The sequence below is a fragment of the Microcella sp. genome, from assembly GCF_030645145.1.
Classification (GTDB): domain Bacteria; phylum Actinomycetota; class Actinomycetes; order Actinomycetales; family Microbacteriaceae; genus Microcella.
In genome coordinates, this window is sequence record NZ_JAUSMI010000132.1 from 1 (window position 1) to 23,933 (window position 23,933).

Consider the following 23,933-nt stretch of genomic DNA (forward strand, 5'->3'; position numbering starts at 1 on the left):
CGCCGCGACCGCGCCGCCGGCCTCCGCCCGCGCCCGCGCGAGGCCGATCGCGACGGCGCGCGAGTGCGCCATGAGGCAGTCGTCGAGGTCGAAGAGCATGACGCGGATGCTCGACCGCAGCTCGCCCGTCATCCGAGCACCGGCCACCGCTCGAGGTCCTCCACCGTGCCGAGGTCCTCCCGGCGCAGCTCTGCGTGCCAGCCGGGAGGGTGCGCGCCGTCCCGGTCGACGACGTCGCACGGTCCGTAGCCCGCCCAGCGGAAGCCCGCCGCCCGCGCGGCGTGCGCCGAGCCGAGGTTGCCCTCCACGCACTCCCACCGCAGCGAGCTCACGTCGTGCTCGGGCCCGAGCACCCACTCCACGAGGGCGCGCAGCGCCTCGGCCATGTACCCGCTCCCGCGGTGCTCGGCGCCCATCCAGTACCCCACGTAGCCCCGGCGACGCTGCCACGAGACGACGCCCATGAGCTCGCTCCCGCCGGAGGGGCGCAGCGCGAGGACCGCCTCCGAGCCGTCGTGCCAGGAGGCGGGCACGAACTCCTCGACGAAGGTCCGCGCGTCCTCCGCGGTGTACGGCACGGGCACGGTCGTCCACCGCTGCAGCTCCGGGTCCTGGCAGTGCCGGAGGACCGCGGGCACGTCGGCGGCGACGGGCGTGGAGAGCACGAGCCTCGGCGTCCGGAGCACGACCGGCTTCATGCGCGGGGCAGGAACCCGACCGCGTCGTACACGCGGGCGAGCGTCGCGTCCGCGATGGCGGATGCCCGGTCCGCGTTGATCGCGAGCAGCCGGTCGAGCTCGGCGGGGTCGTCGAGCAGCTCGAGCGTCCGCTCGCGGATCGGACGCAGCTCCTCCACCACGGCTTCGGCGACGGCCCCCTTGAGCGCACCGTACTGCAGCCCCTCGAACTCGGCCTCGATGTCGGCGACCGAGCGCCGCGTCACGATCGCGAGGATCGACAGCAGGTTCGATACGCCGGGCTTTTCGACGGGGTCGTACCGGACGACGCCCTCCGAGTCGGTGACGGCCGACTTGATCTTCTTCGTCAGGGCCTTATCGTCGTCGAGCATCCAGAGGATCCCCGCGGGGCTCTCGCCCGACTTCGACATCTTCGACCCAGGGTTCTGCAGGTCGTAGATCTTCGCGGTCTCCTTGAGGATCCGCACCTCGGGCACGACGAGGGTCTCGCCGAAGCGCGAGTTGAATCGCGTCGCGAGGTCGCGGGTGAGCTCGATGTGCTGGCGCTGGTCCTCGCCGACGGGCACGACGACGGCGTCGTAGAGCAGGATGTCGGCCGCCTGCAGGATCGGGTAGGTGAACAGCCCGACCGACGCGACATCGAGGCCGCCCCGCGCCGACTTGTCCTTGAACTGGGTCATGCGCGACGCCTCGCCGTAGCCCGTGATGGTGTTGAGTACCCAGGCGAGCTGCGCGTGCGCGGGCACGTGCGACTGCACGAAGAGGGTCGAGTGCTCCGGGTCGATGCCCGCGGCGATGTACTGGGCGGCCGTGCGGCGGGTGCGCTCGCGCAGCTCGGACGGGTCCTGCGGCACGGTGATGGCGTGCAGGTCGACGACGCAGAACACGGCGTCGTGGGTGGCCTGCATCTCACGCCACTGCAGCAGCGCTCCGGCGTAGTTGCCGAGGTGCAGGCTCGCGGCCGAGGGCTGCATGCCCGAGAACAGGCGGGGTGCGGTCATGAGACGGTCCTTCTCGAAGATCGAAGCGGCGGATGCTGGGCGCGAGTTGGGCTACAGCTCGTAGTCGACGACCACGGGCGCGTGGTCGCTCCAGCGCGTGTCCCACGTCGGCGCCCGGTCGATCGCGTAGCCGGTCACGGCGGCCGCGAGCGCGGGAGTGGCGACGTGGTAGTCGATGCGCCAGCCGGTGTCGGTGTCGAACGCCTTCCCGCGCTGCGACCACCAGGTGTAGGGGCCGTCGACCTCGCCGGCCTGAGCGCGACCGACGTCGACCCAGCCGAGGCCCGTGCCGGTCGTGCCGTCGTTGCACTCGATCGCCTCGCCGGCGGCGCCGAAGAAGCGGTCGAAGTAGGCGCGCTCGCGCGGCAGGAATCCCGCGCTCTTGCGGTTTCCGCGCCAGTTCTTGATGTCGAGCTCACGGTGCCCGACGTTGAGGTCGCCGACGACGAGCGCGTACTCGCTGTGCGCGGCGAGCTGCGGAAGGCGCTCCTCCATCGCGTCGAGGAAGCGGAACTTCTCGACCTGCTTGGGGGTGTCGACCTCGCCCGAGTGCACGTAGCAGCTCACGACGGTGATCGGCACGTCGCCGACGTGCAGGTCGGCTTCGAGCCACCGGCCGGCCGAGTCGAAGTCCTCGTCGCCGAGCTCGACGCGGTGCGCGTGGATGGGCCAGCGGGTCGCGATCGCGACACCGGCGCGGCCCTTCGCGGTCGCGGCGTCGTGCAGGACCGTCCAGCCCTCGCCGAGCAGCCCCGTGACGTCCTCGGTGGATGCCCGTACCTCCTGCAGCGCGAGGATGTCGACGTCGCGCTGCGCGAGCCACTCGCCCATGCCCTTGCGGTACGCGGCACGGATGCCGTTGACGTTGACGGAGGCGATGCGCACGGGCTGGGGCATGCCATCCATCCTAGGTTCGACCCCCGACCCCCGAACCGGGCCGTCGCGCCCGGCGCCGCGTCCAGAACCCGCGCGGCTTCTCTTGCGCGCCCTCGACCGAGGCGACGAGGGCGCGCGCGGCCTGGAGCCGCTGCGCGGCGACCGCCTCGTCGAGCACGAGTCCGGCATCCTGCACCCGGACCGCGATCCACGCCGCCGACAGCAGGATCACCTGGCAGACGAGATTGAAGAAGATCAGCAGCCCGATGATGACGGCGAACGATGCGAGCAGAGGGTTGGACGTCGCGCCCCCGAGCAGCGCGGTGCCGAGCACTTTGAGCGCACCGAGGCCGGCCGCCCCGAGGAGGGCGCCGCCGCGGAGCCGGGAGATCGGGATGCGCACGCCCGCGAGCACCCGGAACAGCGCGCCCAGCACGACGGCGTCGAGCAGGAACATGACCCCGAGCGACACGACGCGCGAGAGCACGGTCGCGACGATCGTCTCACGCGCGCCGAGCCAGCCGACGACGAGGTCGGTGGCTTGCGTGCCGACGACGGACAGCACCGCCGAGAGCACGAGCAGCGCTCCGAATCCGGCCGCGAGCCCGAGGTCCTTCAGCCGCATGAGCACGACGTTCCCCTCGGCCGGGGGCAGGTCGAACAGCACGCGCACGGCGTCGCGCGCCGAGGCCAGCCAGCCGAGCGCGGTCACGAGCAGGCCGACCAGGGCGATCGCGCCCGTCCAGCTGAAGGTGCCCGTGTCGAGGAGGTCCTCGGGGTCGATCGCGCCGTCGCCGAGCCCCGTATCGATGAGGCCGGGCACGGCGTCGGCGAGCACCTGGATCACCGTCGTCCGTAGCCCCAGATCCTCCGAGATGATCGCCCCCGCGATCGCGAAACCGACCCAGATCGCGGCGAAGACCGAGAAGATCGCCGAGTACGCCAGGCCCGAGGCGAGGATCGGCCCGCGCTCGCGGCCGTAGTGCTGGACGACGCGGACGGGGCGCGACCGCATCACGCGGCCGACGAGCGCGCGGATGCCCGTGGCGGGGCGTTCGGGGGCCGTGTCGGTTCGAGTCACGGGCTCCAGGGTAGGCGCGCTCGTTCTCCGGATGCGGCGAGTCCTCCCCCGCCCGCGGGCGCGGAGAGAAACTTTCGCGGATCGCGTCATAGTCGAGCCCGAACCGAGTCCCTCCTCATGCCACCGCCTTACCCGGGTACGGATGGGGGGTGGCGGCCCGCCGTCCGTGCGACGAGACTGGGGTTCAGTGCACGGACCGGGGGCGGAGATGATGAAAGACGAGGCGTCGACCGGGCTTTCGGGTTGCTCGGATGCCGACCTCATCGCGGGGGCGCGTGCCGGGGGGCACGCGCCCCTCGCCGAGTTGTGGCGCCGTCATCATCGTGCCGGGGTCCTCGCCGCCCGGCGGTGCACCTCGTCGCTCGACCCGGAGGACCTCGTCTCGGAGGCCTTCGCGCGCATCATCCGCATGCTGCGTGCCGGGGGCGGGCCGAGCGATGCCTTCCGCCCCTACCTGTACGCGACGATCCGCAACATCGCTGCCCGCTGGGCCTCCACCGACCGCAGCGTCACCGTCGACGACTGGGCGGGGATAGAGGAGCCCGACCCTCGGGAGGATCCCGCGGTGCGCGCGCTCGAGCGCACGCTCACCGCGCGTGCCTTCCGTTCCCTGCCGGATCGATGGCAGACGGTGCTGTGGTACACGGAGGTCGAGGGCCTCGACCCGCATGAGGCCGCTCCGCTGCTCGGGCTCAGCCCCAACGCCGTGGCCGCGCTCGCCTACCGCGCGCGGGACGCGCTGCGCACGGCCTGGTTGCAGGCGCACATCGCCGACCCGCGCACTCCCCCCGACTGCGCATGGTCGGTCGCTCGACTCGGCGAGCACGCCCGCGGCCACTTGCCGCCGACGCAGAGCCGCCGCATGGTCGAGCATCTCGCCGGCTGCGCGCGGTGCGCGATCCTCGCCGAAGAGCTCGACGACCTCGCGTCGCACGCCGCCCTCGTGCTCGTGCCGCTCCTGCTCGGGGCCACTGCCGCGGGCGCCGGGCTCGCGTCGTCGGGCACCCCGACCGCGATGCTCGCCACCGCGTCGGCATCGCCGACGCCGATGCTTCCCGCACTACCGGTGCCGATGGCGGCGGGCGCGTCGCTCGCGGGCGCAGCCGTGTCCCACAGCGCAGCAGTGCTCTTGGCGCCCGCCGTGCTCGCGGTCGTTCTCGCGCTCGGGGTCCCGTCGTCGACCTCCGACCGGCCCGCGGCGGCCGAAGACGGCGGGAAAGCGACGACCACGGCAGACGTCTCGGTGAGCGGGGCCGACGGCCGTCGCACGGCCTCGGGCGACGCGGGGGCCGTCGACCGGCCGGTCGACGCCGAACCCGCACCGGATGCCGTCGGCGCGCTCGCCGAGGCGGGCTCCGCCGTCGACGAGGTCGCGACCGGAGTCTCCGAGGTGCTCGGCGACGCGGCGGGAGCCGTGGACGGAGTCGAGGGCGTGGTCGCCGGGCTCGTCGACCCCCTCGTCGGCGGCACAGTCGGCGGCACAGTCGACGGCACGGTCGGCGGAACGGTCGACGACACCGTCTCGACCATCGACGGTGCGACGGGCGACGCCCTCGATACCGGCGCGGGCCTGCTCGACGTCATCGACGAACCCCTGCCGAGCATCCCGTCGCCGACGATCGACGGCGCTCTCGGCTGACGCCGCCAGTGGGCTGCGGACTGCTACGCGATGCTCCGGGGTGCGGACCCCCCAAGCTCGACGGCCTCGGTCCTGCACCTACCGCCAACGCGCCGGACCATCCCGCCCAAGTTCTACTGGTCGGTGAGTTCCTTGGGCATTGAGTAGCCAAGGGCGTCGCTGACCCGAGTCCCGGCGTGGACAACGTGCTCAGCGACCTCGTGTAGCCGAGCCACCGGCATCTCGAACTCGAGAGCCGAGACGCTCACGCCGCCGATCCCCACGCCGGACGCGTCGAAGACTGGCGCACCAACGCAACGGAGATTTAGCTCGTTCTCGCCGTTGTCAATGGCCCACCCGCGCTGACGAGTTGATCGGAGGTCGTCCAGCAGCGCCGCGACGCTGGTGTGCGTGGACTCGGTGACCTGCCGCATCCCGGCGCGCTTCATAATTTCCGCCACGCGCGCATCCGGGAGCGTCGCCAGGAAGGACTTCCCGATCGACGTCGAATGCAACGGCACCATGCCGCCCACGCGAGAGCGCATGCGGTACGAACCGAGGCCGTCGAGCTTCGCCGCGTACATCACGCTGTCGCCCCTCACGAGCCCGAAGTGCACGGTCATCCCCGTCGCCCGCCGTAGCTCCTCCAGGTGCGGGCGAGCGACACGGCCGATCTCACCGTCCTCGCGCAGCAGTCCCGTGATGGCATGCAGCCGTCTACCGGGCACGTAGCGCTTGTCCTCGTCCTGGAAGACCCAGCCGGTCGCGACGAGTTCGCTGAGAACCCGATGCGCCGTGCTGAAGGAGAGGTCCGTCGCTTTCGCGAGGTCCGAGAGCCGATCGGCCGCCAGGACGGCCTCCAGCATCGACAGCCCCTTGGCCAGCGCCGATCGCGGCGTGCTCGCCTCCGTCATCTGCCTACCTCGCGACTCAGCGGATATCGGTCACCCGGACATGGTCCATGTCATCGTACGCGGCATTCTCTCCCGCGGTAGCCCAGACGAAGCTGTATGGTCCGGTTCCCGCGCCGAAGTGCACGGACCAGCTCGGGGATACGACAAGCTGCCGATCTCCGAGCACGACATGGCGCGTTTCGTCCGGGCGACCCATCACGTGGAATACGCGGTCCTCCTGCGCGAGGTCGAAGTAGAGGTAGCACTCGGTGCGACGATCGTGGGTATGCGGGGGCATCGTGTTCCAGGTGCTTCCCGCGTGAACTGTTGTGAAGCCGAAGGCGATGTTGGCACTCGGCGTGCGCCCCTCGATGATGCACTGGTGGAGGGTGCGATGGTTGGATGCCTTGGGCGACCCGATCTCGACGATGTTCATGTCGTCCTGCGTGATGAGCGTGTGCGGAAACGCCTTGTGTGCGACGGCGGTGAACACGTAGAAGGCCGCCGGGTCGGCGGGGTCGTCGGAACGGAACGAGACCCCGTCCGCCCCGCGACCGAGGTACACCGCCTCGCCGTGCACGACCGGAAACTCGGTCCCGTCCGCGACGACGACCCCCGACGCGCCGACGTTCAGAATGCCGGCCTCTCTCCGCTGCAAGACGTGCTTCGCTCGGACCTCGTCCGGGTTCGGCAAAGCGATCGCCTCCGCGATCGGAACGATCCCGAAGGCGAGGATGCGGTCATGATGGAGGTACACGCCCCGCGCCCCACCCAGCGCGAAGAGATCGTCCACGACGAACGCGGCGCGTAGTTGTGCGGTGTCCATCGCGGCCACTGCGGTGGGGCTGTGGGCGTATCGGGTGTCGACCGTCATCGATTCACTCTCTGCTAGGTGATGCGTTGCGTCTTTCATCGGATCTGGCATCCGCCGTGTCAGCGTGTGACAGGGTCAGCGGCAGCGTCGCGGAAGCGCTCGATATCAGCACGGCGCGGACTCCCCTCCCAGTCGCCATAGCTCATGCACAAGAGTGCCCCGCAGGCATTCGCTCGTTGAAGTCGCTCTGAGACGGACAGTCCGTCGAGCATTGCGCTCAGGTAGCCGGCGACGAAGGCATCCCCCGCGCCGACGGTGTCGACGGCCTCGACAATGAATCCCGGCGCCTCGATCACAGAATCGTCGATGAAGACCGTTGCACCTTCGGCGCCGCGCTTGAGGATCACTTCACGGCGTCCTTCCCGCGCGATCGCCCGCGCGGCTTCCGACGCGTTGAGACCGGGTCGGACGAGCTGCATTTCGTCCGCGCCGCCGAACACGAAATCAGCACGGTCGGCAAGCCATCGAAGAATCGAACCTGCTACGTCGGTATCGGCGAGTGCCGAGCGGTAATTGATGTCGAAGCTGATACGTACGCCGGCGGCACGCGCGCGGTCGACCGCCTCCGACACGCAGGCGCGTGCAGATTCCGACACCAAAGCGGTGATCCCTGACACGTGCAGCACCTCGGCGTCTTCGATCCACCCGGACGGGATGTCGGCCGGGGACAGCCTGGAGCCCGCTGAGCCGGAGCGATAGTAGAGGACGCTCGTCGAGGCACTGGTCGAACGTTCCTTCACCATTAATCCGGTCGGAGCAGCGGAATCGACGACGCAACGGACGTCGAGAGCCTCGGCTCGCAATTCACGAGCGACGCGCTCGCCGAGAGCGTCGTCGCCTACACACCCGAGCCATCCGGCGTCGATACCGAGGCGTTGCAGACCGATGGCGACGTTGCTTTCGGCGCCGCCGATACCTAGGGCGAGCTCGGTGACATGGCGCAAGGAGCCGATCTCTCGGGTGCGGACGAGCGCCATGGTTTCTCCGAGCGTGACGACCCGATTGCTCGGTCTTTCGGAGCCGAGTGACGCTCTCACCGCGCGCCCCCGTTTGCGCAGAGCGCGACGAACGCTGCTGCTCGTTCACGCAGCGCGCGAAGGTTCCCACCGCGCATCGCATCGCCTAGAAGCGGACCGCCAACGCTGACCGCTGCAGCTCCGGCCGCCAGCCAGTCGGCCGCCATGTCGTGATTCACGCCACCGGAAGGGATGACGTCGATTCCAGGAAACGGTCCACGGAGATCATTGACGTAATTCGCGCTCACCTGGCCCGCAGGGAAGACCTTGACCGCCGACGCTCCGGCGCGCCACGAGGCGAAGAGTTCGGTCGGAGTGAACCCCCCGGGCACCACCGGGATGCCGGCCGCCACGGATAGGGCGACGACACGCGCATCCGTTATCGGCGTCACGATGTAGTGAGCGCCGGCGCCGATGGCGGCATTGAGTTCATCCTCGTCGGTGACTGTTCCGACGCCGATGTCGGCGGCATCGCCGAATCGCGCCACGATCTCCGGCAATCTCTTGATGGTTCCCGGCGTGGTCATGGTCAACTCGACGCTGCGGATCCCAGCGTCGACGAGAGCGTCGAGCACGCGCGAGTAGTCTCCACTGTCACTGGCACGCAGCACCACGATCAGCCGGGTGGCCGCCGTGCGCGGCGGAATGGGCAGCCGATTCACCGTGTCACCATTGATCAACGGTGCGATCCTGGAGCGGAGGCATGAGCATTCATGACCGAGCGGGATCGGCCGTCGAGGGCGACCGTGAGGCGGAAGGCGGCTGGCGCCTGAGCAATCATGGCTGTGCTTCCTTTCACTTAGTTCGATCGTTGGTGCGTCTTCACGCGGGTCGTGACGGGGGTCAACCCGGGTGGGTCTCGCGCCACGCGGCGAGCGCCTCCATGGCGAGTCCCTGGCCCCACGGCTGCGGGCGGTCATCGCGGATCACGGAGTAGCCGAACGGGATCAACTGCAGAATAGTTCCGGCGCTGACGCGAGTCAGAAGCCCGGACTCGACGTACGCCATCGCTCCGAGGACAGCACGCTCTCCCGCGTGGAAGAGTTCGGCGTGCATGTCGACGCCGAGGCGTTCCGGGCCCAGGATGCGCGAGGTCCTCAGTAGCGCCGCGCCCAGCCCCGCGGCTGCGGAGGTTTCGATGATCCCGCGCACTTCAGGCGCCGAATCCACGAGGACATCCCACACGCCGTGCTCCGGTTGGCGCTCCGCGATCGCCTGCAGAAGGGCGACGAGCCTCTCCTCCACCCGGGCGTCTCCCGTGGCGGCGAGGATGTCCGCGCCCGCCAGAGCGAACCAGGCATTCGCGCGACCCCAGTGGCAGTCGATCCGCGTGCCGGCATGGGTGCCGTGCACCAACAGATGGCTCTGCGGGTGCTGGAGCAGGTCTGCATGGGCCAGCCACTGAGACAGCGCTTCATCGACGAGTTCGGGACGGTCGAGCGCGGAGCCCGCACGAAGGAGGACCTGACCGGCCATATACACGGTGTCGGCCCATACGCCTCCGGGCCAGTGCTCGAGTGCACCGTTTGGTGCACGAGTCGCCTCCGGTGCCGACTGGTACCAGCGGAGGCAGGCATCGAGGAGCCGCCGCTGCTGCGGACTGGGGTTCCTGCGATGCATCTCGGCGAGCGCCGCCGCGGGGGCGAGATTGTTGACGTGCTCGAGAACCGGGGGCGTTCGGACGTAGGGCTCGTAAAATGCCGTCACCCACGCGGGGGCAGGTTCCCCCCGGGCGTCGGCGAGCCGCAGGGACGCGAGGAGGCAGACCCCCTCTCCCCAGAACCATCGCGTCATGCCCTGCGTAGCGGTAGCCGCCTGCAAGGCCTCCTCAAGCGGCCGCTGGCGCTCGGCGAATGCGCCGCTCGACAACGGAGGACGGGCAGGCGTCGCCAGCTCCGACGACGACAGATCTTCACCGGCCATGCTCCGCAGCCACCTCCTTGGCGGTCGTGATCGCCCCTGCTACGTCGAGACGAAGCGTCTCTCCCGCCCACTCCACTACCGCGTCCGGCTGACCGAATCTCAGGGTCACAGCGGGGTTATGGATGTGCGGCTCGTCTTCGATGCGGCCGTCCTCGAAACCGACCGGACGGCCGCCGACGAGGAAGGGGCCATCGAAGCTGAGCTCCAGGGAGGGGTGGTCGCCGCTCTCCCAGCGCACACCGGGATCGTCATCGCTCAGCGGACGCCAGTCGGTCTCGCTCGCGGCGAGCCGCTCAACCCAGTCGGCGAAATCACCGTCGACCGCATGCCGGCCCACCACTGCGATCCACGCGGCGCCCCCCGCGCGCGGAATCCACTCCTGCTGCGCGGTGTCGCCGGCTGCCACCGCCCGCACGCCGCCCTCCGCGGCGACGGCGACGAAGCCGCGCCCGCGCCGCCCGAACAGCCAGTCGCCGCGCTGGGCGATCTCGTCGAACTGCGCGGGGGGGAACCAGAGATGGGTGTTGCGCCGAGGGTCGGTCGTCGTGAACCTCTGGACGTGGAGGAGCGCATTCCGGTGCTGGTGCACGCGTCCCAGCACCCGGTGCCCCGCCCATGCGTTGGGCCGCGCGGCCGACCCGGTGTCGGCATTGGCCGGGTGGGTGACGAACACCTGCAGCTCGCGCCCCAGCGTGGCGCCCCAGATGTGCTCCTGAAGCCCCGGCAGACCCGAGCGATAGTCCTGAACGCTCGCGAGCATCACCTCGGGCGTGCGGTGGATGCGGAGGTCTGACCGGTATGGACGCGCGAGGAGATCGCGCTCGAACGCGAGTGCACCGCGATACACCTGGCGGCCGTCCCACTCTTCCGGCTCCGTCCGCGCGAGTTCTCGCACCACGGCCGGGATCTCGTACCTCTTTGCGAGGGCGAGCGCCGTGACCGGCAGGACGGCGTCGTTGAGAGTGCCGACTCCGCCGATCAGCCGCAGCAGTGGCGACGTCTCTTCGTAGCGGCTGCTGCGGAGCGTATGCACGTAGGAGCGGCCGTGCGCCGCACCGTGTATGCCCCGCCAGGAATTGCTCGTGAGGCTGACGAGGGTCTTGTCGAGAAGCGTCGTCGCCGACAGCGTCAAGCGCTGGTCCTGGGCGAGTTCGATGAGCGCGACGAGGGCGTAGGAGTCGATCGCCAGATAGGCGTTCGAATCAAACTCGCTGAATCCGCCCTCGAGCTTCCGGGCGATCCATGCGGCCGCCCTCGCGCGCCCCTCGGCAGCATGCTCTCTTCCGGTGCGACCATCCACCGAGAATCGCGTCTCGGCGAACGCCTCGCCGGCGAGGGCCTGGGCGACGTGCCACACGAACTGGTGGTTCTCGGTGAAGTAGCACATGGCGTCCAGCCCCGGCTGGGTGATCCAGTACTTCATCCCGGTGAGTTCGGCGCGTACCTCCTCGCGGAGATCCTCATCCCACTGCTCGGCGGGAATCCAGTGCCAGGCTAAGAGGAGCGCGATGATCTCGAAGTCAGCGCAGTCGCCACGGGTCGCCACGCGGTGACGCGCGGAGGTGAGGTCGGCGGCCGACACCATCGTGGAGGGGTCGAGGGCGAAACGGGCGAGGACTCCCGCGACACCCGCCTCCCGCACATCGTCGCCGTCCGCACCGACGTGTGCGAGCACGTCCCGTCGCCACGACTCCGGACTTCCTTCGCTCGTCAGTCGGCTGTCCTGCGGAAGCGACGCGATGCGCAGGCGCACCGTCTGCGGGCAACGATCGTCCGCAACGCCCACCTCCACGATCGACTCACCGGTCGACAGCATCGAGGCTCCGGCCGACCGCGCGACGTCTGCTCCCTCGTCCTCCTCCTCGACCGCGCCGAGGAGCGAATACTCAGCCCGCCCATGCGCATCGGCCTGTACGTGCTGCCAGGCGCCGTCGCCGACCCGTACGCGCAGGCGCATGCCCGCCGGAGCCGTAAGGATCGCCGTCGCTCCCTCCTGCGCCCAGCTCGGCGAGCCGACACGCGACAGAACGCCGTCGGCGAGACGTGCGGCCGTCTCGTCCGCCCCGCGCGAGGGGATGACGACTCGGACGGGAAGGCCGATCACGCGCAACCGCGCCACGTGCCGCACCTCCCGGAATGCGACCTGCCAGGTGGCGAGGTGGATCGTCGTGGTCCGGGAGTGCAGCCGCAGTCGGACGCTGTGCACTTCGGGCTCCATGTACGACACCCTGTCGCCGCGAAGGACCAGCTCGCCGTCCACCCAGAGTGCGAAGGGCCCAGTCGTGTGCAACTCGAAGGTGCGCCACTCCGCCTGGTCCGCTTCGAGCACCGTGCTCGCGACGGACGCGCGGTACTCAGGGGTGAAGCAGAAGGCCGACCAGTCGAGGTAGCCGTCCCATCCGGTGTGCACGCGCCGCCAGAAGCCCTCGTGCCGCATGCCGAACGCACTCCAGGCGATAGGGTCGCCTTCGGCGATCGTCGGCAGCGGCTGCTCGACGTCGAGCGCATGAGCCCGGAGCAACCTCTCCTTCAACGGTCCGGCATCCGGGCCCTGAGTCAGCACCCACCGGCCCTCCTCCGCGCTCGGCGCGCCGTCCGAGAAACGGCGTCTCTCACCCCACGGCTCACCGTCCGCGGGCAGGAACTGCTCGAGGTCGTCGCACGGCAGCGCCCAGGCAGGGGAGACGAGCCAATCCCGGACGGTGCCGTCGGCGTCGGTGAGGTGCACAGTGCGCCCTGAGGGTGCGGTGAGTTGCGACATCTTTCCTTCTTTATCTGGAGCAGCGGGCGGGAGAGGGCTATTTGATGCCGGTGTTCGCGATCCCCGTGGCGATCTGCCTCTGGAAGATGAGGAAGATGATCAGAACGGGGATCGTGGAAACCATGCCCATCGCGAGGATGAGGTTGAACGGCACGGTCAGCTCGGCGTTGAAGCGCGCCAGCGCCACCGGCAGCGTGTAGACCGATTCGCTCTGGGCAATGACGAGCGGCCAGAGGAAATCACTCCATCGCCACATCACGGAGAAAATGGCGACGACGGCCAGCGCCGGCTTGCAGAGGGGTAGCACGATCTGCACGAAGGTCCGGAACTCGCCCGAGCCGTCCACCCGCGCCGCCTCGATCAGCTCGTCCGGGATGCTGAGCATGTATTGCCGCAGCAGGAAAACGCCCGTGGGTGTCGCCGCGGCCGGGATGATCAGGCCCCAGAGGGTGTCGACGAGTCCGAGCGATGCCACTACCTGATAGACGGGGATGAGGATCACCTGGAGCGGAATCATGATCGTGGCCAGGGTGAGGAGGAACAGAAAGGTCTTGCCCCGGAAGTTGTACTTCGCCAGCGCATACGCTGCCATAGCGTTGATCGCCAGCGTGAGGGCCGTGGCCGCCATCGTGACGATGGCACTGTTGGTCAGATACTGCACGAAGTTGAACCGGCTGAGCGCCTCGATGTAGTTGTCGGGAGCCCACGATTCCGGAAGGAAGGAGGGTGGCCGTTGCGCCAGTTCCGTCGGGGACTTGAACGACCCGAGGAACATCCACATCAACGGCACGAGGCACGCTAGCGCGCCGCCGACGAGGACGACGACGCGAAGGACATCCGAGACCCGCACAGACCCGCCGCCGATAGATGTCCACGTGCGTGGGGGCCGGACCACCGTGATCGCCCGCGTCTCGCTCATACCGCTTCCCTCCTTCGACTGATGAGCCAATTGATGATGGTCAGGGTGAATACGGCGATGAACAGCAGTACGCCGCCGGCGGTGGCCACGCCGTACCGGATCGGCGACTGGAAGCCGTTCTCGTAGATGTACTGCACCATCAGGGTGGTCGCTCCGACGGGGCCGCCGCCGGTGAGCGTCCAGATGAAGTCGAACGACTGGAAGCCGTGGATCGTGCCCAGCACGACGACGACGACGATGCTCGGCTGAAGCAGAGGGACGGTGATCACGCGGAACTGCTGCCACCAGTTCGCACCGTCCATCCGGGCCGCCTCGTACAGGGCGGGGTCGATCGACTGGAGACCCGCGAGCAGGATGAGCATGTAGAAGCCCACCTGCATCCACATCCCCACGAGGATGATCGCTACCATCGCCCAGGTGCCGTTGACCAGCCATGGGACGGGGGGAGTGCCGAGCCAGCCGAGGCCGGTGTTCACGAGCCCGTTCTGCCTTTCTAACATCCAGTTCCAGATCAGGCCCACGACGACGGGCGAGACGAGAACCGGGATGAAGAACACCGCGCGGAAGAAGGTCTTCCCCCGCCTCTGGGCGTTCACCAACGCTGCGATCACCAGAGCGATCAGAGTGCTGAGTACGACGAAGCCCACGGCGAACACCGCGGTGTTGCGGGCGACGTTCCAGAACTCAACGTCTGTCAGGATTCTTCCGTAGTTCTCCAGGCCGACCCAGCGGAAGGTGCGTCCGTTGTTCGACTCGTACAACGACATGTTGAAGCCGTTGAATGCCGGGTAGATGGTGAACACGGCGAAGATCGCCATGTTCGGGACCAGGAAGAGGTAGGGCGCGATCTTGATGCCCCACCCACCGCCCGTCCAGCGGCTGCGCCGCGGTCGGGCGGTGGTCGTCGAGGCCGTGGTCACGAGCCAAGTTCCGCCACGAGGTCGTCGATTTGTCGGCTCAGCGTGGCCAGAGCGCTCGGCAGATCCGTCGCACCGCTCACCACGAGCGACACTGCGTCGACCAGGTTGGTCGCCGATGCGGAGAAGGCCGGGTTCGCGTTGGATGCGAAGCCCGCCTCGGGCGTGACCCTCAGGTCGCCGAGGAATACATCCATCGCGGCCTGCGTCGTCTCGTCCGCGTAGGTCACGCCGCTCTCCGAGAGATCGGTGCGCGTCGGCAGCGCTCCGGCGATCGTGACGAACGTCTCCTGGTTGTCGGCCTGGTTCATGAACCGGATGAACTCAGCGGCGAGTGCAGGGTTCTCGGACTGCTCGAACGCGGCCATGAACTTTCCGCCCGGGAAGCCGCCGCACTCCTCTGCGCACGGATTCGGGGCCACGGCCCACTCGAACGCCGCGTTCTGGGCGAACTGCGCGACCTGCCAGTTGCCCGACAGGTAGATCGGCGTATCGCCCGCGAGGAAGATCTCGTTGGCGCCCTCGTAGCGGGAGCCCGAGCCGAGCCAGAAGTCTGCGGGCATGTCGTCGTTCGCCATCATGTCGATGAGCGGCTGCAGCGCTTCCTCGGCCTTCTCGATGTCTAGGGCGTTGCCGTCGCTATCGAGCAGGTAGGTGCCGTACTGGCTGAGGATGGTCGAGAGCCGGTGGCCGGACTTGTCCATGGCGAACGCGTACGGCGTGCCCGTCGCGTCCTTCACCTCTTTAGCGGCGGCGAGCATCTCCTCCCACGTCCACTCCTCGGGGATGGGCACGCCGGCCTGCTCGAAGAGGTTCACGTTGATGAACGGCCCATTCAACGTGAGGTCGCTCGGCACCGCGATCATCTCGTCGTTCTCGTTGAAGACAGCCTGCACCGGGCCCGCGAGGAACTCATCCGCGTAGTCGTCCCCAAGGTACGGGTCGAGCACGAGCAGGTCCGAGCGGAAATCCGTCAGGCTCGTCAGGCGCGCTACATCAGGTGCGTTGCCTCCCGAGAGTCGGTTGAGCGTGGACGTGACGAGGTCGGCGTACGGCAGGATCTCGAGTTCGACGGTGACGTCGTACATGTCCTCGAACCCGCGGATGAGCTGGCGCGTGGCCTCCTCGTCGGGCCCGTCGGTGAAATACATGTAGGTGAGAGCTTCTCCAGCGAAGTCCTCCGGGTTCGCAGTCTGGACACCCTGGGGGGAATCGTCCTCGAGTTGGCCGGGCGCGCATCCGGCGATGAGAAGCGCGGATGCGCCGATTGCAAGCGCCGCGATGCCGCGCTTTCGCATGATTGCCACTAGATCCTCCTTGATTCGGTGGGCCAGCGACGACGGGAACTCGTCGATGGTAACGAAAAGCATTCTGGCCTATGATTCAGACAGACGGGAATATATTTCTGTCTGACGGAAAAAAAGGAGCGGTATTTCGATGGCCTGGACAGAGCTGTGGAGCACTCATCCCGACGATCTCGCCAACCTGAAGGGGCAAAGTCTGCGCACCCGGTTCGTCCTTCCCCGTCTCTTCGAGCGTGAAGCGTTCACGTTCGCGTATACGCACGATGACCGGCTGCTCGTCGGCGGGATCCGCCTCGGAGGCGTGGAGGTGGCTCTCGAGGCTCCCCCGGCACTGAACACGCCGCAACTGCTGGATCGACGCGAATTGGCCCTTGTCGTCCTCGACGGAAGCGTGCGTGTCTCCAGCTCGGCGGGCGACTTCGTGCTCGGGCGCCACGATGTGGTTTATCTGCCGATGGGCACTCGCGACATCCGCGTCCAGGGGGCAGGAGTCCTCTACGTCGTGTCCGCTCCCGCACACGCGGGTGGAAGGGCTGCTCTGGCGACGCGCGACAGCGTGGAGACCGTGCGCCTCGGATCCGCTGAAGGCGCGAACGACCGCACAATACGCAAGTACATTCACGCCGGCGGCATCGCCTCGAATCAGCTCGTTCTCGGCATCACGACCCTGGAGCCGGGATCGGTGTGGAACACGATGCCCGCGCACGTCCACAGCCGTCGCACGGAGGTGTACCTGTACGACGGGCTGGGCGACAACCTTCTTGTCCACCTCATGGGCCGCCCCGACGAAACTCGGCACCTCGTCCTGCACGAACGGGACGCGATCGTGTCGCCGCCCTGGTCGATCCACTCCGGCTCGGCGACGGGCGCCTACAGCTTCGTCTGGGCGATGGCCGGCGAGAACATCGACTACGGTGACGTCGTCTCTGTGAACCCCGAGGATCTGCGATGAGCGCGCCGCAACCAGACGGGCGCCTCGACCTCACCGCACCGCTGCGCGGGCGTCGTGCCCTCGTCACCGGAGCGGGGGCCGGCATCGGGCTAGCCTGCGCTCGCTCGCTCGCCGAACGAGGGGCGGAGCTCGTGCTGCTCGGGCGATCGTCCGTCGAGCGCGGCGCCGACGAACTGCGTCGCGCGGGCCATACCGTCGCCACGGTGACCTGCGACCTGTCCGATGTCGACGAGGCATACCGCGTGGGAGCGGAGCTCGAGGAGGGCGAGCCCATCGACATCCTCGTCAACAACGCCGGGATCATCCACCGCGAGCCGGCCGTCCGCCACGGACGGGAAGACTGGCAGCGCGTTATCGATGTCAACCTGAATTCCGTGTGGGCGCTGGCGCAGACCGTGGGCTCGGGCATGGTGTCCCGGGGCTACGGCCGCATCGTGACGATCGCGTCGCTGCTCTCCTTTCAGGGCGGCATCAACGTCGTATCGTACGCGACGAGCAAACACGCGGTCGTTGGCATGACCAAGACCCTTGCGAACGAATGGGCTCGTCACGGCGTAACCGTCAACTGCGTTGCGCCTGGCTACGTCCGCACCGAGAACACCGCGGCTCTGCGCGCGGACGAGGATCGCGAGCGGGAGATCCGTTCCCGCATCCCGGCCGGGCGGTGGGCGGAGCCCAGTGATATCGGTGGTGCTGTCGCTTTTCTCAGCGGTCCGGATGCGGCCTATGTCAACGGCCATGTGCTCGTCGTGGACGGAGGCTGGCTGGCCCGCTAGCATGTGTGTCGCGACCACGGCGGGGCTCGAAAGCCGCCCAGCGCAAGCGAGGCGGGGCGGCGACCCGTCGCGAACGGCCGAACGGCCCCTACGGGCGGCCCCGCAGGATCGCCTGCTTGACCTCGGCGATCGCCTTCGTGACCTCGATGCCGCGGGGGCACGCCTCGGAGCAGTTGAAGGTCGTGCGGCAGCGCCACACGCCCTCCTTGTCGTTGAGGATGTCGAGCCGCACCTGGGCGGCCTCGTCGCGGCTGTCGAAGATGAAGCGGTGCGCGTTCACGATCGCGGCCGGGCCGAAGTACTGGCCGTCCGTCCAGAACACGGGGCACGACGAGGTGCACGCGGCGCACAGGATGCACTTCGTGGTGTCGTCGAAGCGTGCGCGCTGCTCGATCGTCTGCAGGCGCTCCTTCTCGGGCTTCGAGCTCGCGATGAGGAACGGCTGCACCTGGCGGTACGACTCGAAGAAGGGCTCCATGTCGACGATGAGGTCCTTCTCGAGCGGCAGGCCCTTGATCGCCTCGACGTAGATCGGCTTCGTGATGTCGAGATCCTTGATGAGGGTCTTGCACGCGAGACGGTTGCGGCCGTTGATGCGCATGGCGTCCGAGCCGCAGATGCCGTGAGCGCACGAGCGGCGGAAGGCGAGCGTGCCGTCCTGGTCCCACTTGATCTTGTGCAGAGCATCCAGAACACGATCGGTCGAGTACATCTCGACGTCGAAGTCCTGCCAGTACGGCTCGGCGTCCTTCTCAGGGTCGAACCGGCGCACGATGAGGGTGACGGTGAAGGCCTGGACGGCGCCGACCTCCTGCGCGGGAGCCTCGGGGGCGGTCGTGGCCATCAGTACTTCCTCTCCATGGGCTGGTAGTGCGTGATCGTGACGGGCTTCCAATCCATGCGGATGTGGTCCTCCGGGTTCGCCGAGTGCAGGTCGCCCGTGAGGTAGGCCATCGTGTGCTGCATGTAGTCGGCGTCGTTGCGGTCGGGGTAGTCGTCGCGCATGTGGCCGCCGCGGCTCTCCTTGCGGTTGCGCGCCGAGAACACGACGACCTCGGCGATGTCGAGCAGGAAGCCCAGCTCGATCGCCTCGAGGAGGTCGGTGTTGAAGCGCTTGCCGCGGTCCTGGATGCCGATGTTCAGGTAGCGGTCGCGCAGCTCCTGGATCGTCTTGGTGACGCTCCCGAGGCTCTCCTCCGTGCGGAACACCTGGGCGTTCTTGTCCATCTCCTCCTGCAGCGTCTTGCGCAGGGGGGCGAGGCGCTCGGGGCCGTCGGCCACGCGGAGGCGCTCGACGAGCTCGCGGACCTCCTTCGACGGGTCGTCGGGGAGGGGCGCGAACTCGGCGGAGTTGGCGTACTCGACGGCGTAGCGGCCGGCGCGCTTGCCGAACACGTTGATGTCGAGCAGCGAGTTGGTGCCCAGGCGGTTCGAGCCGTGCACCGAGACGCACGCGCACTCGCCGGCCGCGTAGAGGCCCTTGATGACGGTCTCGTTGTCGGCGAGCACCTCGGCCTTGATGTTGGTGGGGATGCCACCCATCGCGTAGTGCGCGGTCGGCATGACCGGCACGGGCTCGTGGACGGGGTCGACGCCGAGGTAGGTGCGCGCGAACTCGGTGATGTCGGGGAGCTTGGTCTCGAGGACCTCCGCGCCGAGGTGCGTGCAGTCGAGCAGCACGTAGTCTTTGTTGGGGCCGGCGCCGCGACCCTCCGCGACCTCCTGGACCATGCAGCGGGAGATGATGTCGCGCGGCGCGAGGTCCTTGATGGTGGGCGCGTAGCGCTCCATGAAGCGCTCGCCGCTCGCATTGCGCAGGATGGCGCCCTCTCCGCGGGCGCCCTCGGTCAGGAGGATGCCCAGACCCGCGAGCCCGGTCGGGTGGAACTGGAAGAACTCCATGTCCTCGAGCGGGATGCCCTTGCGCCAGATGATCCCGACGCCGTCGCCCGTGAGGGTGTGCGCGTTCGAGGTCGTCTTGTAGATCTTGCCGAAGCCGCCGGTCGCGAAGACCACGCTCTTGGCGTGGAAGACGTGGAGGTCGCCGGTCGCGAGCTCGTACGCGACGACGCCCGCGGCGCGGCGCTCGCCGTCGACCTCGCTCAGCAGCAGGTCGAGCACGTAGAACTCGTTGTAGAAGTCGATGCCGAGCTTGACGCAGTTCTGGAACAGCGTCTGCAGGATCATGTGCCCCGTGCGGTCGGCGGCGTAGCAGGCGCGACGCACGGGCGCCTTGCCGTGGTCGCGCGTGTGGCCGCCGAAGCGGCGCTGGTCGATCTTGCCGTCGGGCGTGCGGTTGAAGGGCAGACCCATGTTCTCGAGATCGATGATCGCGTCGATGGCCTCCTTCGCGAGGATCTCCGCCGCGTCCTGGTCGACGAGGTAGTCGCCGCCCTTGACGGTGTCGAAGGTGTGCCACTCCCAGCTGTCCTCCTCGACGTTCGCGAGGGCGGCGGCCATGCCGCCCTGCGCGGCGCCCGTGTGCGAGCGCGTCGGGTACAGCTTGGAGATGACGGCGGTCTTCGCGTTCGGGCCGGCCTCGATGGCGGCGCGCATGCCGGCGCCGCCCGCGCCGACGATGACGACGTCGAACTGGTGGTGGTGGACCGCGGACGCGGTCGGGGTCATGGTGGTCTCAGTGCTCAAGGGAATGTCTCCGCGATGTCAGGGGTCGAGCGCTCAGGTGTCGAGCAATCAGAGCGTCGAGCAGAAGGAGGCGACGAACTCGGGGTCCGCGCCTGCCGGGCACGGATCGAAGGTGTAGATGACGAGCGTGCCGAGGATCAGGAGCACGGCCGTCGACGCCGCGAGCGCGAAGTGGAGCGCCGAGCGCACCTTGGGCTTCGTCACGTAGTCGTTCACGAGGGTCCGCATGCCGTTCGCGCCGTGGATGAGCGCGAGCCAGAGCAGCAGCGTGTCCCAGACGATCCAGAACGGGTCGGTGAGCTTGCCCGCGACGAAGGCGAAGTCGATCTGCTTCACGCCCTCGCCGGCGACGAGGTTGACGAAGAGGTGGCCGAAGATGAGCACGACGAGGACGACCCCCGAGGCGCGCATGTACATCCAGCCCCACTTCTCGAGGTTCATGCCCCGGCGGGTCCGTGCGGTCGAGGTGCGGGGTGCGTCGATGGTCGTCATGATCAGCCTCCGAACACGGCGATGAGGTGGCGGGGGGTGAAGGCGAGCATCAGCACGGCCCACACGCTCAGCACGGTCCAGAACAGCGCGCGCTGGTGGCGGGTGCCGACCGACCAGAAGTCGACCAGGATGATCCGCAGCCCGTTGAGGGCGTGGAACAGGATCGCCGCGACGAGGGCGAGCTCGCCGAGCCCCATGATCGGCGTCTTGTAGGCGCCGATGACGGCGTCGTACGCCTCGGGGCTCACGCGGATGAGCGCCGTGTCGAGGATGTGGACGAGCAGGAAGAAGTAGATCGCCACACCGGTGATGCGGTGCAGGACCCAGGACCACATGCCCTCGCCGCCGCGGTAGAGCGTTCCGGCGATGACGGGCGGTCGGGGGGCGGGCACGGTCAGGGGCGCCGACGAGCTGCTCGCTCCGGCTCCCGCTACCTTCGCTGGCACGAGAAACCCTCCTCAGGGCAAGGACGACGGGCGCAGTGAACTGCGTCCTTGAACTCCGATGAATACCGGTCTCGACTGGTGGCCGCCGATGCTCTCCATCCTACGTCGAGATTTCTGAGTGCTTCCGCCCCGCGCGCTAGGGTGACCGGCATGCGCCAACTCGAGGGAGCACTGCCCGACTTCCACGCGATCATCCCGGCGGGCGGGGTCGGCTCGAGGCTCTGGCCGCTCTCCCGCGCGGAGGCGCCGAAGTTCCTCCACGACCTCACGGGCACCGGCCGCACGCTCCTCCGCGAGACGTGGGAGCGCATCCTCCCCCTCACCGGCGGCGACCGCATCATGGTCGTCACGGGCCGCGCCCACCGCGCCGCGGTCGAGAAGCAGCTGCCCGAAATCATGCCCGCGAACATGGTGCTCGAGTCGGAGCCGAAGGAGTCGTCGGCGGCGATCGGGCTCGCCGCCGCGATCCTGCATCGGCGGAACCCCGACGTCATCGTCGGCTCGTTCGCCGCCGACCATGTCATCACCGACGCCGAGCGGTTCCGCCGCACGGTCGCCGAGGCCGTCGCGGTCGCCCGCACCGGGCTCATCACGACGATCGGGATCACCCCGCTCGAGCCGTCGATCGGCTTCGGCTACATCCACTGCGGCGCCCCGCTCGAGATCGAGGGCGCCCCGCGTGCCGAGCTCGTCGACCGCTTCGTCGAGAAGCCCGACCTCGAGACGGCGACGCAGTACGTCCGCTCGGGCGACTACCTCTGGAACGCGGGCATGTTCATCTCGCGCGCCGACCGACTCCTCGACGAGCTCGCCCGCACGCAGCCCGAGCTGCACGAGGGCCTCGTCGAGATCGCGGCGGCGTGGGACACGGACCAGCGCGACGACGTAGTCGACGCGATCTGGCCCCTGCTGTCGAAGATCGCGATCGACTACTCGGTGGCCGAGCCCGCCGCGGAGGCCGGGCGCCTGGCCGTCGTGCGAGGCGACTTCCCGTGGGACGACGTCGGTGACTTCTCCTCCCTCGCGAAGCTCCTCTCGGGCGGCCGCCCCGGCGACCTCGCGATCCTCGGCGAGGGCGCGCGCGTCCTCGCCGACTCCTCGAGCGGTGTCGTCGTGAGCCAGAGCCCGCGACTCATCTCCCTCATCGGCGTCACCGACATCGTCGTCGTCGATACCCCGGACGCCCTGCTGGTCACGACGCGCGAGCATGCGCAGCGCGTCAAGGCAGTCGTCGACGCGATCAAGTCGGCCGGGCGCAACGACCTCCTCTAGTGCCGATGAGGGGCGGGGCGGATGCGCCTCGCGCCGCGCATCCTGTGCTCATTCGCGCACACGGCCGCGCATCCACCGGCCGGAAGCCCGGATTTCCGCGGGATTTCGCCCTCGTCGCAGTTCCGTAACGCTTGCGTCACCGGGGCCGAAAGGCACTGCTGAGCAGTGATCACGGGCGCTAACGTAAAGCGCAACCACCCCAGCGCCCCCGCTGGGCCCTGCTTTCTGGAGGACACAGTGACGTTCACTTCCCGCAAGACCGCCTTCAGCGGTCTCGCCCTCATCGGCGCGAGCGCGCTCCTGCTCGCCGGCTGCGCCGCAGCGCCCGAGGAGGAGACCCCGGGCGCCACGCCCACCGACGAGGCGCCCGACTTCTACCCCTGCATGGTCTCGGACGCGGGCGGCTTCGACGACAAGTCGTTCAACCAGGCCGGCTTCACCGGCCTCGAGGACGCCGCCAACGACCTCGGCGTCGAGTTCAACGCGGTCGAGTCGGCCGACGAGAACGCCTACGGCCCCAACGTATCGAGCCTCGTGGACGAGGGCTGCGACCTGATCGTCACGGTCGGCTTCCTCCTCGCCGAGGCCACGACCGAGGCGTCGACCGCCAACCCCGACATCAACTTCGCCATCATCGACGAGTTCGTCGAGGGCGAGAACGTCAAGCCGATCCAGTTCAACACCGTCGAGGCGGCGTTCCTCGCCGGCTACGCGGCGGCGAGCTACTCGCAGACCGGCTTCGTCGGCACCTTCGGCGGCATCCAGATCCCGCCGGTCACGATCTTCATGGACGGCTTCGTCCAGGGCGTCGAGTACCACAACGAGGTCAAGGGCACGAGCGTCCAGGCCCTCGGCTGGGACTTCGACGCGCAGACCGGCGCGTTCACCGGTGGCTTCGCCCCCGGCACCGAGGCGCTCACGACGGCGCAGGGCCTCATCGACCAGAACGTCGACGTGCTCCTGCCCGTCGGCGGCCCGATCTACCAGAGCGCCGCGGAGGCCATCCGCGACTCCGGCCGTGAGATCGCCCTGATCGGCGTCGACTCCGACGTCTACGAGACCGACCCCTCGGTGGCCGACCTGCTCCTCACGTCGGTGCTGAAGAACATCTCGGTCGGCGTCTACGACGTCACGACCGGCGCTGCCGAGGGCAACTTCGACAACACCCCGTTCGTCGGCACGCTCGAGAACGGCGGCCTCGGCCTCGCTCCGTTCCACGACTTCGAGTCGAAGGTCAGCCCCGACCTCGCCGCGGAGCTCGAGGAGGTCACGGCCGGCATCATCGACGGCTCGATCGAGGTCACCTCGCCGGCGTCGCCCGGCCAGTAGTCCGAACCGGAATCACCCGGGGGAGGTCAGCGCTGCTGGCCTCCCCCGGTCCCGTTTCCGGGGCGACGAGAGTCGCACCTGCGTCACCTCCGATCTGCTCAGATGCGCAGATCACTGCTCAGATACCGGCTGCGGTGCT

22 protein-coding genes are annotated in these 23,933 nt (G+C 68.7%); 5 read left to right on the forward strand and 17 right to left on the reverse strand.

Features of this window, described 5'->3' with window-relative positions; all coding sequences use genetic code 11:
* Positions 1 to 128 precede the first annotated feature (128 nt).
* Genes Q7T15_RS08650 through Q7T15_RS08665 form a run of 4 tightly spaced genes read right to left on the reverse strand, consistent with a single transcriptional unit; the run spans position 129 to position 3,656 of the window.
* Positions 129 to 686 carry a GNAT family N-acetyltransferase gene (locus tag Q7T15_RS08650; RefSeq protein ID WP_304695311.1) on the reverse strand — a complete coding sequence of 186 codons (558 nt, stop codon included), beginning with the start codon at positions 684 to 686 and terminating at the stop codon, positions 129 to 131.
* Between the two features lie 8 nt (positions 687 to 694).
* Complete coding sequence (trpS, locus tag Q7T15_RS08655) at positions 695 to 1,699, reverse strand: tryptophan--tRNA ligase (RefSeq protein WP_304695312.1); 1,005 nt, start codon at positions 1,697 to 1,699, stop codon at positions 695 to 697.
* Positions 1,700 to 1,750: 51 nt separating this feature from the next.
* A complete protein-coding gene (locus tag Q7T15_RS08660; protein ID WP_304695314.1) occupies positions 1,751 to 2,596 on the reverse strand; it encodes an exodeoxyribonuclease III in 846 nt (281 codons plus the stop codon).
* A gap of 10 nt (positions 2,597 to 2,606) precedes the next feature.
* Positions 2,607 to 3,656: a YihY/virulence factor BrkB family protein gene (locus Q7T15_RS08665; RefSeq protein ID WP_304695316.1), complete on the reverse strand. Its 1,050-nt coding sequence runs from the start codon at positions 3,654 to 3,656 to the stop codon at positions 2,607 to 2,609.
* A gap of 208 nt (positions 3,657 to 3,864) precedes the next feature.
* Here Q7T15_RS08665 and Q7T15_RS08670 point away from each other — a divergent pair, with 208 nt between their 5' ends.
* Entirely contained in the window at positions 3,865 to 5,295 is a 1,431-nt protein-coding gene (locus Q7T15_RS08670) for a sigma-70 family RNA polymerase sigma factor (protein WP_304695318.1), read from the forward strand.
* A 113-nt stretch (positions 5,296 to 5,408) separates the two neighbouring features.
* On the opposite strand, the gene Q7T15_RS08675 is transcribed toward Q7T15_RS08670, so the two are convergent.
* The 9 genes from Q7T15_RS08675 to Q7T15_RS08715 all read right to left on the reverse strand — a co-directional run bounded on the left by Q7T15_RS08675 (position 5,409) and on the right by Q7T15_RS08715 (position 15,875).
* Positions 5,409 to 6,188, reverse strand: a complete 780-nt coding sequence (locus tag Q7T15_RS08675; protein WP_304695320.1) for an IclR family transcriptional regulator — start codon at positions 6,186 to 6,188, stop codon at positions 5,409 to 5,411.
* A 16-nt stretch (positions 6,189 to 6,204) separates the two neighbouring features.
* Positions 6,205 to 7,041, reverse strand: a complete 837-nt coding sequence (gene kduI / locus Q7T15_RS08680) for a 5-dehydro-4-deoxy-D-glucuronate isomerase (RefSeq protein WP_304695322.1) — start codon at positions 7,039 to 7,041, stop codon at positions 6,205 to 6,207.
* Between the two features lie 59 nt (positions 7,042 to 7,100).
* Positions 7,101 to 8,078: a sugar kinase gene (locus Q7T15_RS08685; protein WP_304695324.1), complete on the reverse strand. Its 978-nt coding sequence runs from the start codon at positions 8,076 to 8,078 to the stop codon at positions 7,101 to 7,103.
* On the reverse strand, positions 8,075 to 8,737 hold the full coding sequence (locus Q7T15_RS08690) for a bifunctional 4-hydroxy-2-oxoglutarate aldolase/2-dehydro-3-deoxy-phosphogluconate aldolase (RefSeq protein WP_304695326.1): 663 nt from the start codon (positions 8,735 to 8,737) through the stop codon (positions 8,075 to 8,077). The genes Q7T15_RS08685 and Q7T15_RS08690 overlap by 4 nt, the downstream gene beginning before the upstream one ends.
* Before the next feature lie 163 nt (positions 8,738 to 8,900).
* Positions 8,901 to 9,980: a glycoside hydrolase family 88 protein gene (locus Q7T15_RS08695; RefSeq protein ID WP_304695328.1), complete on the reverse strand. Its 1,080-nt coding sequence runs from the start codon at positions 9,978 to 9,980 to the stop codon at positions 8,901 to 8,903.
* The gene (locus Q7T15_RS08700; RefSeq protein WP_304695330.1) at positions 9,970 to 12,741 is read right to left on the reverse strand and encodes a hypothetical protein; all 2,772 of its coding nucleotides are present in this window, start codon (positions 12,739 to 12,741) and stop codon (positions 9,970 to 9,972) included. The genes Q7T15_RS08695 and Q7T15_RS08700 overlap by 11 nt, the downstream gene beginning before the upstream one ends.
* Before the next feature lie 37 nt (positions 12,742 to 12,778).
* Positions 12,779 to 13,660, reverse strand: a complete 882-nt coding sequence (locus tag Q7T15_RS08705; protein ID WP_304695332.1) for a carbohydrate ABC transporter permease — start codon at positions 13,658 to 13,660, stop codon at positions 12,779 to 12,781.
* A complete protein-coding gene (locus tag Q7T15_RS08710; RefSeq protein WP_304695334.1) occupies positions 13,657 to 14,580 on the reverse strand; it encodes a carbohydrate ABC transporter permease in 924 nt (307 codons plus the stop codon). Before Q7T15_RS08710 ends, Q7T15_RS08705 begins: the two co-directional genes overlap by 4 nt.
* On the reverse strand, positions 14,577 to 15,875 hold the full coding sequence (locus Q7T15_RS08715) for an ABC transporter substrate-binding protein (RefSeq protein WP_304695374.1): 1,299 nt from the start codon (positions 15,873 to 15,875) through the stop codon (positions 14,577 to 14,579). Before Q7T15_RS08715 ends, Q7T15_RS08710 begins: the two co-directional genes overlap by 4 nt.
* A 139-nt stretch (positions 15,876 to 16,014) precedes the next feature.
* Here Q7T15_RS08715 and kduI (Q7T15_RS08720) point away from each other — a divergent pair, with 139 nt between their 5' ends.
* Together kduI (Q7T15_RS08720) and Q7T15_RS08725 are read left to right on the forward strand one after the other, a co-directional pair.
* On the forward strand, positions 16,015 to 16,833 hold the full coding sequence (kduI, locus tag Q7T15_RS08720) for a 5-dehydro-4-deoxy-D-glucuronate isomerase (protein ID WP_304695336.1): 819 nt from the start codon (positions 16,015 to 16,017) through the stop codon (positions 16,831 to 16,833).
* The gene (locus tag Q7T15_RS08725) at positions 16,830 to 17,609 is read left to right on the forward strand and encodes an SDR family oxidoreductase (RefSeq protein ID WP_304695339.1); all 780 of its coding nucleotides are present in this window, start codon (positions 16,830 to 16,832) and stop codon (positions 17,607 to 17,609) included. The genes kduI (Q7T15_RS08720) and Q7T15_RS08725 overlap by 4 nt, the downstream gene beginning before the upstream one ends.
* A gap of 88 nt (positions 17,610 to 17,697) precedes the next feature.
* Here Q7T15_RS08725 and Q7T15_RS08730 read toward each other — a convergent pair whose 3' ends face one another.
* The 4 genes from Q7T15_RS08730 to sdhC form a co-directional block, all read right to left on the reverse strand.
* Entirely contained in the window at positions 17,698 to 18,453 is a 756-nt protein-coding gene (locus Q7T15_RS08730) for a succinate dehydrogenase iron-sulfur subunit (protein WP_182491094.1), read from the reverse strand.
* Entirely contained in the window at positions 18,453 to 20,237 is a 1,785-nt protein-coding gene (sdhA, locus tag Q7T15_RS08735; RefSeq protein ID WP_304695342.1) for a succinate dehydrogenase flavoprotein subunit, read from the reverse strand. Before sdhA ends, Q7T15_RS08730 begins: the two co-directional genes overlap by 1 nt.
* 66 nt (positions 20,238 to 20,303) lie before the next feature.
* On the reverse strand, positions 20,304 to 20,747 hold the full coding sequence (locus Q7T15_RS08740; RefSeq protein ID WP_304695344.1) for a succinate dehydrogenase hydrophobic membrane anchor subunit: 444 nt from the start codon (positions 20,745 to 20,747) through the stop codon (positions 20,304 to 20,306).
* A 2-nt stretch (positions 20,748 to 20,749) separates the two neighbouring features.
* The gene (gene sdhC / locus Q7T15_RS08745) at positions 20,750 to 21,139 is read right to left on the reverse strand and encodes a succinate dehydrogenase, cytochrome b556 subunit (protein ID WP_304695376.1); all 390 of its coding nucleotides are present in this window, start codon (positions 21,137 to 21,139) and stop codon (positions 20,750 to 20,752) included.
* Positions 21,140 to 21,343: 204 nt separating this feature from the next.
* Between sdhC and Q7T15_RS08750 the strand changes: the two genes are divergently transcribed.
* Together Q7T15_RS08750 and Q7T15_RS08755 are read left to right on the forward strand one after the other, a co-directional pair.
* The gene (locus Q7T15_RS08750) at positions 21,344 to 22,465 is read left to right on the forward strand and encodes a mannose-1-phosphate guanylyltransferase (protein WP_304695346.1); all 1,122 of its coding nucleotides are present in this window, start codon (positions 21,344 to 21,346) and stop codon (positions 22,463 to 22,465) included.
* A gap of 237 nt (positions 22,466 to 22,702) precedes the next feature.
* Positions 22,703 to 23,794: a BMP family protein gene (locus Q7T15_RS08755; RefSeq protein ID WP_304695348.1), complete on the forward strand. Its 1,092-nt coding sequence runs from the start codon at positions 22,703 to 22,705 to the stop codon at positions 23,792 to 23,794.
* Positions 23,795 to 23,933: the final 139 nt, after the last annotated feature.

Excerpts from the sequence above, each read along its gene's own strand:
- trpS (WP_304695312.1), bottom strand. The coding sequence starts at position 1,699 with ATGACCGCACCCCGCCTGTTCTCGGGCATGCAGCCCTCGGCCGCGAGC.
- Q7T15_RS08730 (WP_182491094.1), bottom strand. The coding sequence starts at position 18,453 with ATGGCCACGACCGCCCCCGAGGCTCCCGCGCAGGAGGTCGGCGCCGTC.
- Q7T15_RS08750 (WP_304695346.1), top strand. The coding sequence starts at position 21,344 with ATGCGCCAACTCGAGGGAGCACTGCCCGACTTCCACGCGATCATCCCG.
- Q7T15_RS08660 (WP_304695314.1), bottom strand. The coding sequence starts at position 2,596 with ATGCCCCAGCCCGTGCGCATCGCCTCCGTCAACGTCAACGGCATCCGT.
- Q7T15_RS08700 (WP_304695330.1), bottom strand. The coding sequence starts at position 12,741 with ATGTCGCAACTCACCGCACCCTCAGGGCGCACTGTGCACCTCACCGAC.
- kduI (WP_304695322.1), bottom strand. The coding sequence starts at position 7,041 with ATGACGGTCGACACCCGATACGCCCACAGCCCCACCGCAGTGGCCGCG.
- Q7T15_RS08715 (WP_304695374.1), bottom strand. The coding sequence starts at position 15,875 with ATGCGAAAGCGCGGCATCGCGGCGCTTGCAATCGGCGCATCCGCGCTT.
- sdhA (WP_304695342.1), bottom strand. The coding sequence starts at position 20,237 with ATGACCCCGACCGCGTCCGCGGTCCACCACCACCAGTTCGACGTCGTC.
- Q7T15_RS08740 (WP_304695344.1), bottom strand. The coding sequence starts at position 20,747 with ATGACGACCATCGACGCACCCCGCACCTCGACCGCACGGACCCGCCGG.
- Q7T15_RS08670 (WP_304695318.1), top strand. The coding sequence starts at position 3,865 with ATGATGAAAGACGAGGCGTCGACCGGGCTTTCGGGTTGCTCGGATGCC.
- Q7T15_RS08675 (WP_304695320.1), bottom strand. The coding sequence starts at position 6,188 with ATGACGGAGGCGAGCACGCCGCGATCGGCGCTGGCCAAGGGGCTGTCG.
- kduI (WP_304695336.1), top strand. The coding sequence starts at position 16,015 with ATGGCCTGGACAGAGCTGTGGAGCACTCATCCCGACGATCTCGCCAAC.
- Q7T15_RS08725 (WP_304695339.1), top strand. The coding sequence starts at position 16,830 with ATGAGCGCGCCGCAACCAGACGGGCGCCTCGACCTCACCGCACCGCTG.
- Q7T15_RS08695 (WP_304695328.1), bottom strand. The coding sequence starts at position 9,980 with ATGGCCGGTGAAGATCTGTCGTCGTCGGAGCTGGCGACGCCTGCCCGT.
- Q7T15_RS08705 (WP_304695332.1), bottom strand. The coding sequence starts at position 13,660 with ATGAGCGAGACGCGGGCGATCACGGTGGTCCGGCCCCCACGCACGTGG.